14 protein-coding genes and 1 pseudogene are annotated in these 15436 nt (G+C 67.7%); 10 read left to right on the top strand and 5 right to left on the bottom strand.

Features of this window, described 5'->3' with window-relative positions:
• Positions 1-181: 181 nt before the first annotated feature.
• A complete protein-coding gene (locus tag OHA19_RS18555; RefSeq protein WP_405750817.1) occupies positions 182-1276 on the bottom strand; it encodes a MerR family transcriptional regulator in 1095 nt (364 codons plus the stop codon).
• Positions 1277-1740: 464 nt separating this feature from the next.
• On the opposite strand from OHA19_RS18555, the gene OHA19_RS18550 reads away from it, so the two are divergent.
• Genes OHA19_RS18550 through OHA19_RS18535 form a run of 4 tightly spaced genes read left to right on the top strand, consistent with a single transcriptional unit; the run spans position 1741 to position 7226 of the window.
• Entirely contained in the window at positions 1741-2496 is a 756-nt protein-coding gene (locus tag OHA19_RS18550) for a TnsA-like heteromeric transposase endonuclease subunit (protein ID WP_229867164.1), read from the top strand.
• Positions 2496-4763 (top strand): transposase, encoded by a 2268-nt coding sequence (locus OHA19_RS18545; protein ID WP_405750815.1) that lies wholly within the window; start codon positions 2496-2498, stop codon positions 4761-4763. The genes OHA19_RS18550 and OHA19_RS18545 overlap by 1 nt, the downstream gene beginning before the upstream one ends.
• Positions 4741-5994: an AAA family ATPase gene (locus tag OHA19_RS18540; RefSeq protein ID WP_189545638.1), complete on the top strand. Its 1254-nt coding sequence runs from the start codon at positions 4741-4743 to the stop codon at positions 5992-5994. Before OHA19_RS18545 ends, OHA19_RS18540 begins: the two co-directional genes overlap by 23 nt.
• A complete protein-coding gene (locus tag OHA19_RS18535) occupies positions 5991-7226 on the top strand; it encodes a TniQ family protein (protein ID WP_189545639.1) in 1236 nt (411 codons plus the stop codon). Before OHA19_RS18540 ends, OHA19_RS18535 begins: the two co-directional genes overlap by 4 nt.
• A 130-nt stretch (positions 7227-7356) precedes the next feature.
• Here OHA19_RS18535 and OHA19_RS18530 read toward each other — a convergent pair whose 3' ends face one another.
• Complete coding sequence (locus tag OHA19_RS18530) at positions 7357-7809, bottom strand: transposase family protein (RefSeq protein WP_189545640.1); 453 nt, start codon at positions 7807-7809, stop codon at positions 7357-7359.
• 436 nt (positions 7810-8245) lie between these two features.
• On the opposite strand from OHA19_RS18530, the gene OHA19_RS18525 reads away from it, so the two are divergent.
• Complete coding sequence (locus tag OHA19_RS18525) at positions 8246-9154, top strand: hypothetical protein (protein ID WP_405750810.1); 909 nt, start codon at positions 8246-8248, stop codon at positions 9152-9154.
• Between the two features lie 276 nt (positions 9155-9430).
• Here OHA19_RS18525 and OHA19_RS18520 read toward each other — a convergent pair whose 3' ends face one another.
• Positions 9431-9826, bottom strand: a complete 396-nt coding sequence (locus tag OHA19_RS18520) for a hypothetical protein (RefSeq protein ID WP_229867165.1) — start codon at positions 9824-9826, stop codon at positions 9431-9433.
• A 64-nt stretch (positions 9827-9890) separates the two neighbouring features.
• Positions 9891-10487, bottom strand: a pseudogene (locus OHA19_RS18515) (IS701 family transposase); the annotation flags it as partial.
• Between the two features lie 264 nt (positions 10488-10751).
• Here OHA19_RS18515 and OHA19_RS18510 point away from each other — a divergent pair.
• From OHA19_RS18510 to OHA19_RS18490, 5 genes are all read left to right on the top strand, one after another.
• Positions 10752-11399 carry a hypothetical protein gene (locus OHA19_RS18510; RefSeq protein ID WP_189545645.1) on the top strand — a complete coding sequence of 216 codons (648 nt, stop codon included), beginning with the start codon at positions 10752-10754 and terminating at the stop codon, positions 11397-11399.
• Between the two features lie 205 nt (positions 11400-11604).
• Positions 11605-11787: a hypothetical protein gene (locus tag OHA19_RS18505; RefSeq protein ID WP_229867168.1), complete on the top strand. Its 183-nt coding sequence runs from the start codon at positions 11605-11607 to the stop codon at positions 11785-11787.
• Between the two features lie 596 nt (positions 11788-12383).
• Positions 12384-12827, top strand: coding sequence for a helix-turn-helix domain-containing protein (locus OHA19_RS18500; protein ID WP_405715196.1), 444 nt, complete (start codon positions 12384-12386; stop codon positions 12825-12827).
• 27 nt (positions 12828-12854) lie between these two features.
• Positions 12855-13514, top strand: a complete 660-nt coding sequence (locus OHA19_RS18495) for a hypothetical protein (protein WP_405750808.1) — start codon at positions 12855-12857, stop codon at positions 13512-13514.
• 161 nt (positions 13515-13675) lie between these two features.
• Complete coding sequence (locus tag OHA19_RS18490; RefSeq protein ID WP_405715200.1) at positions 13676-14020, top strand: DUF2516 family protein; 345 nt, start codon at positions 13676-13678, stop codon at positions 14018-14020.
• Here OHA19_RS18490 and OHA19_RS18485 read toward each other — a convergent pair.
• The gene (locus OHA19_RS18485) at positions 14002-15351 is read right to left on the bottom strand and encodes a PP2C family protein-serine/threonine phosphatase (protein ID WP_405750806.1); all 1350 of its coding nucleotides are present in this window, start codon (positions 15349-15351) and stop codon (positions 14002-14004) included. The genes OHA19_RS18490 and OHA19_RS18485 overlap by 19 nt on opposite strands.
• Between the last annotated feature and the right edge of the window lie 85 nt (positions 15352-15436).

The raw sequence follows: 15436 nt of genomic DNA, 5'->3' as shown, positions 1-15436 counted from the left end.
GACGGGGACGGGACGACCGAGTCGCGCTCGGTCGCCCCGTCCCGCACCACCGCAGGCGGCGCGGTCGTTCACCCGCGCAGCCACTCCGGCGGGCGCCGCGGAGCCGGGACTCGTCGGCCTCGCCGATGAGTTCCCGGGGGTGGATCCGGTGCAGCTCGAACAGCCTGCCGTTCGTTCGCTCCTACTGCCGGAGCTCCACGACGTCGGCGACCACGCAGCTGACGTTGTCGGGGCCGCCGGAGCCGTTGGCGAGGGCGATGAGTTCGAGGACGGCCTGCTCGGGTTCCCCGGTCCCGGAGAGCACCCGGCGGATCTCATCGGTTGTCACGACGGTCGACAGACCGTCGGAGCAGAGCAGGTACCGGTCTCCCTGCCGGGCGTCGTGCAGCGCCATGTCGGGGCTGCCGACGGCTCCTCGGCCCAGGGCCCGTAGCAACAGCGACCGCTGGGGATGTGAGGCGGCCTCCTCCGGGGTGAGGCGCCCCTCGTCGACCATCGACTGCACCATGGTGTGGTCGTGCGTGATCTGGAACAGCTCTCCGTCGCGCAGGAGATGGACGCGGGAGTCGCCGATGTGGACGAGGGCGAGCTGCGATCCGGTCCAGAGCATCGCGGTGAGTGTCGTGCCGGCCTCTTCGGACGAGGAGCCGGTCCCGGCGATGCCGTCCACGGCCTGCTTGGCCTGCTCGACGGCATCTTCGAGGACGTCGAGGAGACCGCCCGCCGGGATGCTGTCCGCTTCGAGGTGCTTGAGCGCGTCGACGGCGGCCGCGCTCGCAGGGGCTCCCTTGTTGCCGTAGCCGTCGGCGACGGCGAGCAGGCGGGCCCCGGCGTAGGCGGTGTCCTGATTGCTCCGGCGGACAAGGCCGGTGTCGGAACGTGCGGCGTAGCGGATTCCCAGGGGCTTGGCGATCGCGGACATGGCGGGGTCCTTCCCGTGCAGATGGCCGATGAGGAAGGAAGCGAGGTTCCGCCGCGCGGCGGTGTCGGCCTCGACCTGGGCCCAGAACGCGCGGACCTCCTGGGCCGCCTCGGCCGACTCCAGCGTGCTGACGTGCCGGATACGGGCCAGTGGCATCCCCAGACGCCGGAGCCAGGCGACCAGCCGGGCCCGGTCCAGTTGTTCCTGTGCGTAGAGGCGATAGCCGCTCACCGGGTCGACGCGGGCGGGGGTCAGCAGGCCGAGCTCGTCGTAGAGACGCAGCGCCTTCGGCGACAGCCGGGACGCCTTCGCGAATGTCCCGATGTCAGCAACCCCATGCTCGCTCCTCCTCATGCCGAGCACATCGCCCGGCCCCACCGATGCTGTGGCTTCCCCCAAGGTGAAGGTCAACCAAGGGCCCGGCCCGACTGCGTCCGATGGTTTCGACGACCGATACCGAGCCGGGCCGAGTCTCGCCGGGCAGAGCCGAGCCGTCCCGTCCCGGCCATGAGTACGGCGCGGTCCACGGGGCTGTGACTTCCAGCGTTAGTTGTCACCAGCGATGACCTCTGACCTGGGATGCTCTCGCGGGATTCCAGCTCTTTCTGTCACCAGAATCACGCGGTAGTTGTCACTTCCGGGCGTTTCCAGGTCGAGTTGTCACCAGGTTCGGAGACTGGTCCGTTTGCCGCCCTCGACCATGGTCGTCTGCTGGTGTGGACGGAGCACATTCCCCTGTACAGCCACCGTCCCCTGCCGCGGCTTGGGGCGGGGGCCTGTGGTCGCACAGCTGCGGGTGGGAGGACCTGCTCGTTCCGGTGTCCGTGGCACCGGGCAGGGACGGTCTTGATCTCGGGGCGGAGTGGACCCGCCGCTGGACGGCGACCTGGCGGACAGCGGGCGGCGAGGTGTCGTGCACCGTGCGGGACCTGGCTCTCACGCGTATCGCGGACGGTACGCCGATGCGTCGGTTTTCCTGGCGCAGGGCCCAGCGGCATCGCCCCAACTTGCAATTCCTCGTCAGCACCGGCCGTCATCACGGGGCCGAAAGTCTGGAGGAGGCACGCCTGCTCCTGGTCCTCGACTTCGCGGCCGGCCTTGTCGACGTGCTGTCGCAGCCCATGCGGCTGCGGTTCGATACCGCGACCGGACGCAGGGGACACATCCCGGACTTCCTGGCGGTGACACGGACTGGTATCTGGCTGATCGACGTACGGCCATACACGCTCATCGCTCCGGAGGACCTGGAGGCATTCGCCGCGTCCGCCGAGATCGCGATGGCCTGCGGCTGGCATTACACCGTCGCCGCGGGCTGGAAAGAGCACGTCACCGCTGCGGTCGACGCCTTCTCCTCCCAGCGTCGACCCCTGTCCGACCCGCTGGGGCTGCGGCCGACGCTTGTGGCTGCGGCCCGCGACGGCGGAACATTCGGCGAGGTCGTGGACACCGCGCCGTTTCCGCCGCTGGCCCGCGCTCAGCTCCTGCATCTGCTCTGGCACCGGCGCCTCGGCTGCGACCTGAGTAGGCGGTTCGGCGACCGATCCGTGGTGACCGACCCAGCTGAGGAGGCGTGATGAGAGCGGCCCGTGTCCTGGACCTGTCTCCCGGTGCTGCTCTGGTACTGGACGGCACGCAATGGACGGTCGAACGCCGGGAGCCGGAACTGGGCCGGGTCCACCTGGTCCGCGACGACGGCACCCGGCAGCCGATGAGCTTCCGCTTCCTTGTCAATCACCCCAACTGCCGTCCCTCCTCCACGACTGCGGCTCGTGGCGCCGACCGGGGCCGTCAGCCCAAGACGCAGGCGGACCTGGAACCGGGACGGCGGGAGATCGCCGCATGCCGGCTGGCTCATCTGCTGGAGGTGGAGACCGGTTTCCGTAGCGGCGACCCGCTGCGGCCGGGGCCGGGGGAGCCGAAACCGGAGTACGACACGGCCACCACGACGCTGACCGCCCGCCGCCTCGCGAAGGTCGCCGAACTCGCCGCCATGGACCGGCAGCAGGCCAAAATCCTGGGCCTGGACCGGGTCGGCTACCGAACCCTGATCCGCTGGGACCACCGACGCCGCGAGGCCGGGCTAATCGGCTGCGCAGACGAGCGCTGGCTGCGTGAGAGCGGAGGCCACCCCAGCATCACCGAGGAGATCCGCGAGGCGATCTTCGCGGTCCGCGCGGAGACCTTGCACCGCTCGAAGGTGACCATGCGGACCCGGACACGCATGATCCACCAGTACGTACGCGAGACCTTCCCCGACCGGGATGTCACCGTCCCCAGCTATCAGACTCTGTGGGGCGTCTGGCGCGAGTGGTTCGGACCGGGAGGGGCCCGCCAGCGCTATGCGCGCTCGGCCGAACTGCCCGCGAAGAACGGGCACGTGCTCGTCCACCGACCCGGCCAGGTGATCGCCCTGGACACAACGGTGCTGCCCGTGATGGTCCGCGAGGGTGTGTTCGGCGACCCGGTGAAGTGCCACCTCACCCTCGCCATGGATGTGCACACGCATTCCCTTTGCGCCTTCCGGCTCACCCTGGTCTCTGACCAGTCGGTGGACGTCGCGATGCTGCTGCGGGACGTCATGCTGCCGCTGCCCATGCGATCCGACTGGGGCGAGGAACTTGAGTGGCCCTACCCGGGCCTGCCCGCCGCGGTGGTCGCAGAGTTCGCCGGGCACAAGGTCGCCGGTCTGCCGTTCTTCGCTCCGGAGACCGTGACCACCGACCACGGGTCTGTTTACCGAAACCACCACCTGGTCGATGTCCAGCGGGTGCTCGGCTGCAACATCCTTCCCAGCCGTGTCTTGCGTCCCACGGACAAGTCCGCCTGCGAGCGGGCGTTCGGCGCGGTCAGGTCGCTGCTGTTCGAGCAGTTGCCCGGCTACACCGGCATCGACCCCGCTGATCGCGGCGCCGACCCTGAAGGCGATGCGGTGCTGACTGTCGACGAGATGGAGCACGTGATCGCCACATGGATCGTTGCCGTCTGGCAACGGCGCCGGCTGGGCGAGTACGCGCCCAGTTGGGACCCCGGAGGCGGTCACAGCCCCAACTCGCTGTTCGCCGCCTCGTTCGCACAGGCCGGCTTCGCGATGGAGGTTCCTTCTCCGGAGCTGTTCTACGAACTGCTGCCTGTTCACTATGTCCAGAAGATCGACGCCCGGCGCGGGGTGAAGATCCGCGGGCTTTGGTATGACAGCCCTGCTCTGGCTTCCTACCGGGGCCAGCGCTCGACCCGTGGCGGCCGGCACAAGGGCCAGTGGGTCATCCGCCGGGACCCCAGAGACCGCCGCAGCGTGTTCTTCCAGGACCCGCTCACCCACGAGTGGCACGCCCTGGCCTGGACCGGCCTGCCGCCCGACGGCCAAGCCCCCGCCTTCGGTGACGCACGCGTACGTGAACTGCTCAAGAAGGCAGAAGCCTGCGGCCTGCGACCCCGTACGGACGATGAACTGCTGCCGGTCCTTGTGGAGTTGCTAGGCTCTCGCGTCCCGGTGAGACAGTGGAAGACCCGGATGCCGAAGGCCGCGCGGATCGAGCACGCCCGCGAAGTCGGCCAGGCACACGCCGCCCAGAGCGACCGCCCGGTGAGCACGACACCGGAAACCCCGGTCCGCCACCAGGCGGTGGCCGGGGCGGTAGTGACCCCACTGCACTGGCCGGAGAGGGCCCGACAGGCCGACGCCAGCATCGACAGCGCACGACGTCACCGCCGCGAACGGGCCGTCCCGACCCGGCCCAAGCCGCCGCCTCCGCTCGGTGCGTCCTCGCGCGCACATGATCTGTTCCTGCTGCCCGAGGACGATGAGGAGGGCCTGCCCGATGGCGGACCGAGCACCAGATGACAGCGGAATCGTCCCGTTTCTGCGGGCCGGACCGCCGCCGGACCGCACCCGTCGCGAAGGCTGGCGCCAGTGGCGCGAGCAACGCGACCTATTCACTCCCGCCCCGAAGCTCTCGCTGGAGCAGTACACGGCCATGAGCCCGCGGCGCCGAGCTCTGCACGACCTGCACCGCACCGCCACCCATATGAACATCGGGCTGCTGGAGACCCCGATGAGCGCGAGGATCACCAAACTCATGCGTGGCCGGCTGCGGAACAACGCGTTGAACTTCGAACCGGGCACCCGCGACGGCCTGATGATCAGCGGCGGCGGCTACCTCGGCAAGACCGAGACGGCCTGCGCCGCCGCGGCCGCCTTCGAGGACGTCTGGCGCGATCTGCACCGCCAGCTCCTGCCCCCACCGACCGAAGGAACCCGGGACCTCTTCGTTCCCGTCGCCTACTGCCGCACCCCGGTGCGTGCCACACCGAAGGGGCTTTGCGCTGTCATCCTCGACTTCTTCGGCGCCCCGCTCCCCAAGACGCTCAACAGCATGATCCGTGCCGTCAGGGACTCCCTGCGCGACCATCGCACCACCACCTTGCTGCTGGACGACATCACCAGGCTCCGCCTCCACCGTGAAGACGACCAGGACACCCTCGACCTCATCCGCGAGCTGATGGACCTGAACGTCACCCTCGTCCTCATCGGCGTTGACATTCCCAACTCTGGCCTGGTCAGGGGTGGTTATCCCGACCCCCGCACGGGTCAGTGGATCGTCCCGCCCGTCAGCACCGGCAAGAGCTTCAACCCGGCCGCCGCCACGCAGACTGAACGCCGCTTCGATCTGGTCGACCTCGACCCCTTCGACTACGACACCACCGACGGCATCGCTGCCTTCCTTGACCACCTCGCCGGGATCGAGGATCGCCTCCGCCTCTTCCATACCTGGCCAGGCATGCTCACCGAGGGCGAGATGCCCGAGTACCTCTACCGCCGCACCCACGGCATCGTCGGCCTGCTCAAAAGGCTCATCGAGGACGGCAGCACGGACGCGATCGAGTCCGGCACCGAGAAAATCACCCCCGAACAACTGGCCGCCATCCCCATCCGGCTGGGCAATATCACCGACCGGGACCCATCCGAGATCCCACCGATCCCTGAGACCACCGAACCAGGCCCCCGCACTCCCCGCCGCCGGGGCCGCAACACCGTCTTCGACGACACCGGCCGAGCCGCGGAAGCAACGTGACCAAGTCCGACCTGCGTGAACTGCCCCGCAGCCTGGCCCCGCTCAGCGACGAAAGCCTGCCCGGCTACCTACTGAGGCTCTCCTGCCGACTCCACGTCCCCGTCGCCCACACAGCGGCCCGCACCGGCCTTGCCCGGCGATCCGGCACCAACTCGAACGTCTTTCTGCCCGTCCGCCTCCTGCACCGGGCCGACGACAGCCCCCTCGCGAACTTCATCCGCACCACTCGCCTCAGCGCTGTCGAGGCCACCAACCTGTTCACGTTCCCGCTCGGAGACCGCTACGGCCCCCTCAACCCCGAACTCATGTCCCACTCCAACTCCAGGCCCCTCGTCCGCAACGCTCGGTGGTTCTTCGGACGATGGACCCGATACTGCCCCGACTGCCTCACCGGCGACGGCAGCCCGATCCAGAACCAACTCGGCGGACCCTGGAAACGGCACTGGCGCCTCCCCACCGTCTTCGCCTGCCCCCACCATCGAGCCCTGCTGCACAACGCATGTCCTCAGTGCGGGAATGCGGCACTCACGGACGCCACGAACTTCCTGCCCCGGGCAGCGGCAGAGCCCCTTCACCCCACCCTTTGCCGCGCTCCGACGCACAACCGCTACCTTCGGGCCCCACAGCCCCCGACCTGCAAAAATGACCTCACAACGACTGCCGGCAGGCCAGTCGACGACGCCACCATGAGCGTCGTGCTCGCGTTGCAGAATCGGCTCCTGGACCTGCACAATCCTCACGGTCCGGCCGTCATCGGCAGTGTCGGCTGGCAGCAGAGCGCCGCCCAGTACTTCCTGGACCTCCGAGCGGTGACCTGGCTGATCCTCCTGTCCTGGCCCGATACCCAGGGCTACGCGCACACCCCGACCCTGGCTGACGCAGTCGCCCGCACCGCGGAGAACGCTCGCATCGCCGCACAGGGGCAAAGGGACAGACCGGGCAAGCGGCACCCTTCCACCGCCTACACCGATCCACCCATCGACCCCTTGGCCGCCGCAGCCGTCTTCGGGATCGCCGAACAACTCCTCGCCACCGACTACGACGCCACGTTCGCCATCTTCAGCCCGCTCATCAGCCGAGCTCGAAGCATCGAACCCACCATGGCCCACCTGCAACGAGCACTCCACGCATCACAGCCGCTGCGGGTCACGCTCAGCCACCACAAACACGACGTCTGGAAGAGGGGCAGAGAACGTCTCGTTCGCGAGCACCCCGAACTCACTCCCATGTGACTGAGCCGCTCCATCTGGCGGGACTCGTTAACTGAAGCGCTGAGCGTGGGAATGTTGCGCCCATGACAGCCGACCAGCATGACGTGCCCGCCGACCTGACTGCCATCGAAGCCGCCCTCGGCCGCATGGTCTACCGTGCCGGAACCCTGGAAACCGCGCGCGGGATCTCGGGCGCTGGTGCCGTTCCGGCCGCGACTTCGGTGACGTATGCGCAGGTCGCTGTGTCCAGGGCGTCGGCGTTCAGGTCGGCGAGCACGCGGCGGAAGGTACGTTCGCTGGGTACGAGGTACTGGCCGGTCAGCGGGTCGTACCGGGCACCGATACGGGCCAGTTCGGCCTGCGGGGCGCGGGCGGCCCACTGCCAGATCGCGGTCATGGGGTCGCCGCCGACCACCAGCGTCGCGCACGCGGCCAGCACCAGGGGATGCCGCCGCCCTCGCTCCGCGCGCCGGTCAGGGACTTGCCGCAGCCTGTCGACCAGCGCAGACTCCGCTGCCACAGGGTCGGAGGCGAGCTCAGCCTCCCACCATGCGAGGTCGGCGAGCTGGTCAAGGGCAGGGCTGATCAGGGAGGATGCGGGCACGAGCGCGGCTCCTGAGACGATCTTCTGGCGTAGGAACCTGAAAGATCATCAGAGGCCGCGCTCGCCTGGCAACCTGCCACCTCACTCCACGGACGAGCAGCCCAAAAAAGATCAAAGGTCAACTATGCCGGGGCCGTGAGGCCAAATGGACTTACAAGGATCCCGTGAAGCAGGTTCCCTCGCCCGTAATACGGCATTCCCTCATTGCAACTCGAAGCGCATAGCCAACCAGTTGGACGACCATCACCAGAAAAAATATGACATGAAAGACAACACACCGGTGCGCAGCGATCCAGGCTCGGACAAGCGCTCTTCCGGCACGCTGACTGCCGCGTAGCAGGGCACTGTCGACCAGGCGATCGAGGCCATCAAGGGCATCACATCCAACGCCAGCTCAGCCGCTTAATGTTCAATTTCCAAGAACGATAGGTTTGCTATGTCTAACGAATACTCCTTCCTTTCCGGCTTCATGCAGAGCCGCAATGTTGGTCGGGTCATCGCCCAAGTCGATGTATTGAAGGAAAGTGGTTCGACCGCCTCCAAACTGCTCAAGTGGGACAGGTCCCAGAACCGCTGGTTCTCCTTCAACCTCGAGTGGCACGCCACGCGAATCTGCGCAATTGAAGTACCGGAAATCATGGTGTTCGCTACAGGCCCGGACGGTATCGAGTCAGTCAGCACAATGTCTGGCTCAACCGAAGAAGAGATCGACGACTCTCTCGATGGCCCTGCTCGTCGCGGTCCTATTCGGGATCTCCAACTCATCGATGGTGTGCCCTACGCCACTGGCATGGGCCGCCAGGTTTATCGTCGCGAGGGCCCAGTCAAATGGACGCGTCAGGACCAGGGAGTAGTTTTACCCAGAGGCGAGATTGAACTATGCGGTTTCAACTCCATCGACGGCCTCAGAGAAGAAAATCTCTATGCCGTCGGATTCAATGGCGAAATCTGGCAACGCCTGGAAGGCAAATGGTTCAAGCGGGAAAGCCCAACCAATCTCGTATTGCATCGGGTCAAGGTAGTTCGCGAAGATTTAGTGTTTATGTGCGGGCAGATGGGCACTTTGCTGCGTGGCAATGGTTCGCAGTGGGAAGCCATTGAACAGGACGCAACCAGCGACGACCTCTGGGGTATGGAGTGGTTCAACGGCGAGCTCTATTTGACCCGTGACTCCGGTCTATTCCGCCTCGACGGCAATGACAATCTGGTTGCAGTCGACATGAAGTTGCCCGGTAAGCCCAGTTGCCGTCATCTCCATGCAAATGATGGTGTTCTCTGGTCCTGCGGACCGAAGAACGTAGTTTGGACCGAGGATGGCCAGAGTTGGACCGAGGTGACCCCGTGATATCGGCCCAGGCAGGCTCAGTTTGATATCCGTACCCATCATCATCGACCAACACGCCGAAGAAGCCCGGCTTCCTCGCTGTCCTGCGCGATTACGCCGTGTGTGCACCGCATTACGACCTCGACGACCTCAGTAAAATCGACAACCGCCTCGTACAACTCGTCGGACAAGGAGGATATGTCTGGCCCCTTCCCCTCACGGCCCCGGCATAGTTGACCTTTGATCTTTTTTGGGCTGCTTCACGGCAGCTGTAGTTCGTGACTCGTGAGGTTCCTGTTATGCGATGGCCACTGCTGTGACGTTGTTCCAGCGGCGGTGGCAGTCGGCTGCGCGATGCTGGTGTCGGCGGCGCCAGTGTGACCAGCGGAGCGCGTGCGTGGGATCGGTTTCCTGGCAGGGGCGGGGCAGGACGAAGGTCCGGAGCAGGGCGCGGAGTTCGCGTGGACTGACGGGCACCATGACCAGGTGGTCCTCGGGCTCGGCGGGGTTGGCGCGTTGCCGCTCGTGGAGGGCGCCGACGGCCAGGAGCGCGTAGGCGATCACCGACATGAGGCTCCAGCGGTGCCAGGAGTTCCAGCAGGTGACCTGGCCGGTGTCGAGGTGGGCCAGGCCCTTGGCTCCTTGAGAGTCCTCCTCGACGCGCCAGCGGCGGCAGACCGCGCTGACCAGCACTGATATCGGTTGCGGGTCGGGGTGCCAGGTGCGGCAGAAGGAGAGGGTGCCGGTGCGGCGGTGGCGCTGGAGGGGTGGTGACGCGGTGGCTGGTGGGCACGGCGATCGCGCAGCCGTAGCCCAGCGTACGGATCCGGCAGCGCAACTCCCGGCCGCCGTAGACCTCGTCGGCCGCCACCCACGCCGTACGGACGCCCGAGGCGTGCGCGTCGGCGAGCATGTCGCCGGCCAGTCGCGGCTTGGTGGCGAATGTCGTCTCGTCGGGCACCCCGGCCAGTTCACGGCGTTCGTCGTCGCCGGCCCACGCCTCACCGAGATAGAGGCGGCGGTCGATCAGCGCGTGGCCCTGCGCGCTCACGTAGGAGAGATGTACCGCGACCTGGCACAGTCCGATCCCGCCCAAGGCTCCGGAGTACTGGCGGCCGGCGCCGACCGCGTCGAGGGACGACTTCTCATCGCCCGTCTCGTCCACCACCAACATCACCTCCCGGTCGCCGAGTTGCTCCACCGTCCAGGCCGCGGCCGACCGGCGTATCGCCTCGGTATCGAAGCGGGCCCGGGACAGGAAGTGCTGCAGGACGTGCGGGCCGGAGTGGCCGATCGCCTCGGCCAGTGACCAGCAGTTCGCCGATTCCTTGACCATCAGCAGCCCCTGAACCATGTTCCGGCAGGTCAGCCGGGTCTCCCGGCGCGGGAAGCAGCTCGCCACCCGGTCCATCAACCCCTCGAAGGACTCGTCCCACAGGGCGTGTACTACCGTGGCCTGCGCGGCCACCGCTTCGTTTTCCGTCTTCACAAACGATCACGATGCAGGTGGTCGCACCTCTGCCCGCAGGCACCCCATCCACCACGCTGACCAGCAGCGTTGCCCTACGCCTCACGAACTACAGCTGCCGTGTCTGACCCGTCATCTAACGTTGCCGGCATGACAATTAACGTCCCGCCCGGCTACCGGATCATTCCTGACGATGAGGCTCAGGAACGCTTCTCCTTGCACGAAGAGCACATGTACGAGTGTGGGGATGTCTGCGACGAGTACGAAATAGAGACCCTTCTCTACGAAGATGGGCTTTCCACCACCAGTGATCTCCGCACCAGCGACGCGTCGGACCTGTGGCGTTACAACGTCATCATCGACGGAGACCTGAACGTAGACGGTGAGCTCCAGTGGGCGGATGGGGACCATCCCAATCTTCTGCTGATCACCGGCTCTCTGCGGACACGAAGCGTGACGGTCAGCTTTGGCACGAACCTGATCGTGAGAGGGGACCTGATCGCCACCCATGCCGTCGAACACCCGGACGGAATCAGCGAAGAGGGTCTCATCATTGTCCGCGGAACCACGTACACACCGGTCGACATCGGCCCCTACACGCTTGTCGTCGACAGTGGCCAGCCTCAGGAGGCCACCTTTGACTACGACGATGACCTGTCCGAGGTCCTTGCGCCTGAAGTGCTGATACCGCACGAGCGGCCGTACAGGAAGGGGAAGGCAGACCGGGACAAGATCTACGAAGCAGCACTCAACGGTCGCCCCATCCTTTGCCCGCCCCCGAACTGCGAGGCGGTCTGACCCACCCAGAGTCTGCGGAAGTCGGCGTCCTGCCACAGGCTGGGGCGGACAGGAGCGGACGGCACAGGCACAGGGCCCCCTTGAACGGCTGAGCAACAAAGGTCCGCCCACCCGGCGTACGAAGGGCGAGGTGCGCCGGTGCGTCAGGCGGAGAGGGGGTCGCTGCGCCACAGATCAAGGGAGAGAGCCCTCGGCACGGATCTGCGTGGAGCACACCATCGGCGAGGAGAAGAAGTGGCGGCCGCTCCAGCGGTACATCGGACGGCGCGAGTACTACGCCGAAACGCACGCTGCCATCGCCGGCCTGATCTCCGACCGCGCGGCGCGCAGGCCCACCCGACGAAGTACCAGCACTGAACTGGTGCTCGTCCGCCCGGCCGCCTGCTGATCACCCACCAGCCAACCCGCCAGGCGAGCACGCCCCGACCTCAATCGCATACCGAGTCGTAATCAACCATCACGAAACCGGACAGAGCAGAACAACGCCGGGGCCGTGCCGCGAGTGGGTGGCTGGTGGCTCCCTCCGACATGGCGAAGCGGGCGCGCTTGTGGCCCTGGGTAAAAGGCGAGAACGCACACTTCTACAACAGGCCGGGTCGTTCCCAGACATGAGGAGACCTGGGCTCTGAGCAGCGGTCCACGGTGCACAAGGGGGCTCCCGCCGGATGGTGGGCTCCACCCACTTCGTCATGCGGAGTGTCAGGTGCGGTCGGAAGGCTGCGAATCCGAGCGGTGCGCAACATGCATTCTGGGCTGCGGCCGCTCGCCGGAAGAACGGAACGCTCGCTGCGGTTACTGGCTGGTCCGCACGGCCGTGAGCGAAGCGCTCAGTCACACTCCGTGTGACCCGTGCACCCACCGGTGACAATAATCGCTGGAAGGTGACATCCATCGCTGGAAGTCACAGGGGCCGTACGAGTGGTGTGGCGCACTTTTGCAAGCGTCTGCTTGCAAAAGTTAGCAAGGGTGGCGCACCATCGGGACATGGCATCCCTCAACGTCGGCAATCTCGGTGAGTACCTGCGCGAGCAGCGGCGCAACGCGCAGCTGTCGCTGCGGCAGCTCGCCGATGCCGCCGGGGTGTCCAATCCCTACCTCAGCCAGATCGAGCGCGGGCTGCGCAAGCCGAGCGCCGAGGTGTTGCAGCAGGTCGCCAAGGCGCTGCGGATCTCCGCCGAGACCCTTTACGTACGGGCCGGGATTCTGGACGAGCGGGAGCGGGAGGAGCTGGAGACACGGGCGGTGATTCTGGCGGATCCGTCCATGAATGAGCGGCAGAAGAGTGTTCTGCTGCAGATCTACGACTCCTTCCGCAAGGAGAACGGGTTCGAGCCCGGACCGGAATCCGGCGTTGCCGCCGGATCGGAGACCGGCGACGAGCCAGGGCCCGACGCCGCGCGTTCAAAGCCCGAGAAACCCTCACACTGAGTCTGATGATCCGGGAGGACCACAGTCATGGCCATCACCGATGACCTGCGCAAGACCCTCACCGACCCGACCCCCCTCTACTTCGCCGCCGGTACGGCCGATCTCGCCGTCGAGCAGGCGCGCAAGGTCCCGGCGCTGATCGAGCAGCTGCGCGCCGAGGCGCCGGAGCGTATCGAGGCCGTACGCAACACCGACCCCAAGGCCGTGCAGGAGAAGGTGACCTCGCAGGCCAAGGAGGCGCAGGCCACCATGCAGGCCAAGGTCACCGAGGTGATCGGGTCGTTCGACAGCGATCTGCGGAAGCTGGGCGAGAGTGCGCAGGACCTGGCGCTGCGGAGCCTGGGAGTGGCCGCGGAGTACGCGGTGCGGGCCCGGGAGACGTACGAGAAGGTCGCCGAGCGCGGCGAGCAGACCGTGAAGCACTGGCGGGGCGAGACGGCGGAGGAGATCGTCGAGATCGCCGTCGTCGTCGAGCCGCGCAAGGAGTCCAAGCCGACGGGCACCGCGCGGACCGAGCCGGTCGCCAAGCCCGGTCCGGCCAAGCCCGGTCCGGCGAAGGCCGCACCGGCGCCCAAGCCCGCGTCGAAGGCCGTCAAGCCGGAGAGCAGGACCCCGGCCGCGCCCGCCAGGAAGGCGCCCGCGCGCAAGCCCGCCGCGAAGAAGACCACTCCGCCGAGCGCGAAGTAGCAGCGGGAGCGGAGCAGGGACCGGCGGCGCCGCAGCACCCCGGCGGTGCTGTGGCGCCGAAGTGTGTGGCGGGGCGCGGGGCGGCACCTTCGGGGGTGCCGGGCCCGTTGTCCCGGTACCTTGGCGCGAGGCGCTCATCCATTTATTAGGCGGTGCACACCATGTTGCTCACAGGGTTCAACGGATTCGTCCTGCTGCTCTACGTGGCCATGATGGTGCTGGCGGTGGTCGCACTGATCATGGCCGCGCTGGCCCGTGAGGACGCCTACCTGGCCGCGGACAAGCAGAAGAAGTCCTTCTGGCTGATCATCCTCGGCATCGCGGTCGCCGTGAACGCGCTGAGCGTCTACACGTCGGTGCTGTTCCTGCAGATTGCGGGCGTGGTCGCGTCCATCGTCTTCCTGGTGGACGTGCGGCCCGCGCTGCGGGCGGTCTCGGGCGGCGGGGGCCGGCGCGGCGGCTCCAGCAGCGACGGCCCGTACGGGCCCTACAACGGCGGGCGCTGAGCGTTCGCGGAGTCCGCGGTGCGGGGCCGGGGTATGCCCCGGCCCCGTTCGCCGTCCGGGGTCCGGCGGCGGACGTTCTCCTGGTCGCGGTCGAGCAGGAGGACCGCGACGTCGTCGGTCAGTTCGCCGCCGTTCAGCTCCCGCACCTGGGCGACCGCGGCCTCCAGGAGATCCTCGCCGGTGAGCCCCTCCCCCAGCTGCCGGTTGATCATCGCGACCATGCCGTCCTGGCCCAGCCGCTGAGTGCCGACCGGGCCCATCCGTCCCTCGATCAGCCCGTCGGTGTACATCATGAGGCTCCAGGTGCCGCCGAGATCCACCTGCCGGCGCGGCCAGCGTGCGCGCGGCAGCAGACCCAGGGCGGGGCCGCCGTCCTCGTACGGGAGCAGGTGCGCGGCCTGTCCCCGCCGGGCGATCAGCGGGGCGGGGTGGCCGGCCAGGCAGAGTCCGGCGCGCCGGCCGTCGGGGGCGATGTCGACGGTGCAGAGCGTCGCGAAGATCTCCTCGCTCTCCCGCTCGTGCTCCAGGACCTGCTGGAGGGTGGAGAGCAGTTCGTCGCCGCAGAGTCCGGCCAGGGTCAACGCCCGCCACGCGATGCGCAGTTCCACGCCGAGCGCCGCCTCGTCGGGGCCGTGCCCGCAGACGTCGCCGATCATCGCGTGGACGGTGCCGTCGGGTGTACGGACCGTGTCGTAGAAGTCCCCGCCGAGCAGCGCGCGGCTGCGGCCGGGGCGGTAGCGGGCCGCGAAGCGCAGATCGGAGCCGTCGAGCAGCGGCGTCGGGAGCAGGCCGCGTTCGAGGCGGGCGTTCTCCTGGGCGCGCAGCGTGGACTCGGTGAGCCGGCGCTGGGCGACGTCGGCCCGCTTGCGCTCGACGGCGTACCGGATGGCGCGGCTGAGCAGCCGGCCGTCGAGTTCGTCGCGGAGCAGGTAGTCCTGGGCGCCGACCCGTACCGCCTCGGCGGCAAGCGCGCTGTCGTCCTCCGCCGTGAGGGCGAGGACGGCGTGGCGCGGGGCGATCCGCAGGACGTGTTCAAGGGTGGCGAGCCCGTCGGGGCCTGCCGCGTCACCGGCCCCGGAGGTGCGGGTCTCCCTGCCGGTGGGCAGGGCCAGGTCCAGCAGTATGCAGTCGATGTCGTCCGTGAGGAGCCGGCCCGCCTCGGTCAGGTTGCGGGCGGTGCGGATACGCACCCTCGTGCCGGCCGTGGCCGGGAGCTCGGGGACGGTGAAGGCGCCCGCCGGGTCGTCCTCGATCACCAGGAGGGTGAGGTCGGCGCCGTGGGAGGCCTCCGCAGCGGCATCGGCGCGTTGCTGCGGTACGGGTACGGGCATCGGTTCGGGTTTCCTTCCCTCCCCCCGAGGGCGCGGCGGATCGACGATCGACGATCCGCCAGACGGGGACGATAGCGGGCTGTGG

This window comes from Streptomyces sp. NBC_00012, assembly GCF_045040875.1.
GTDB lineage: Bacteria > Actinomycetota > Actinomycetes > Streptomycetales > Streptomycetaceae > Streptomyces.
This window is presented reverse-complemented; position numbering and strand designations above follow the sequence as displayed.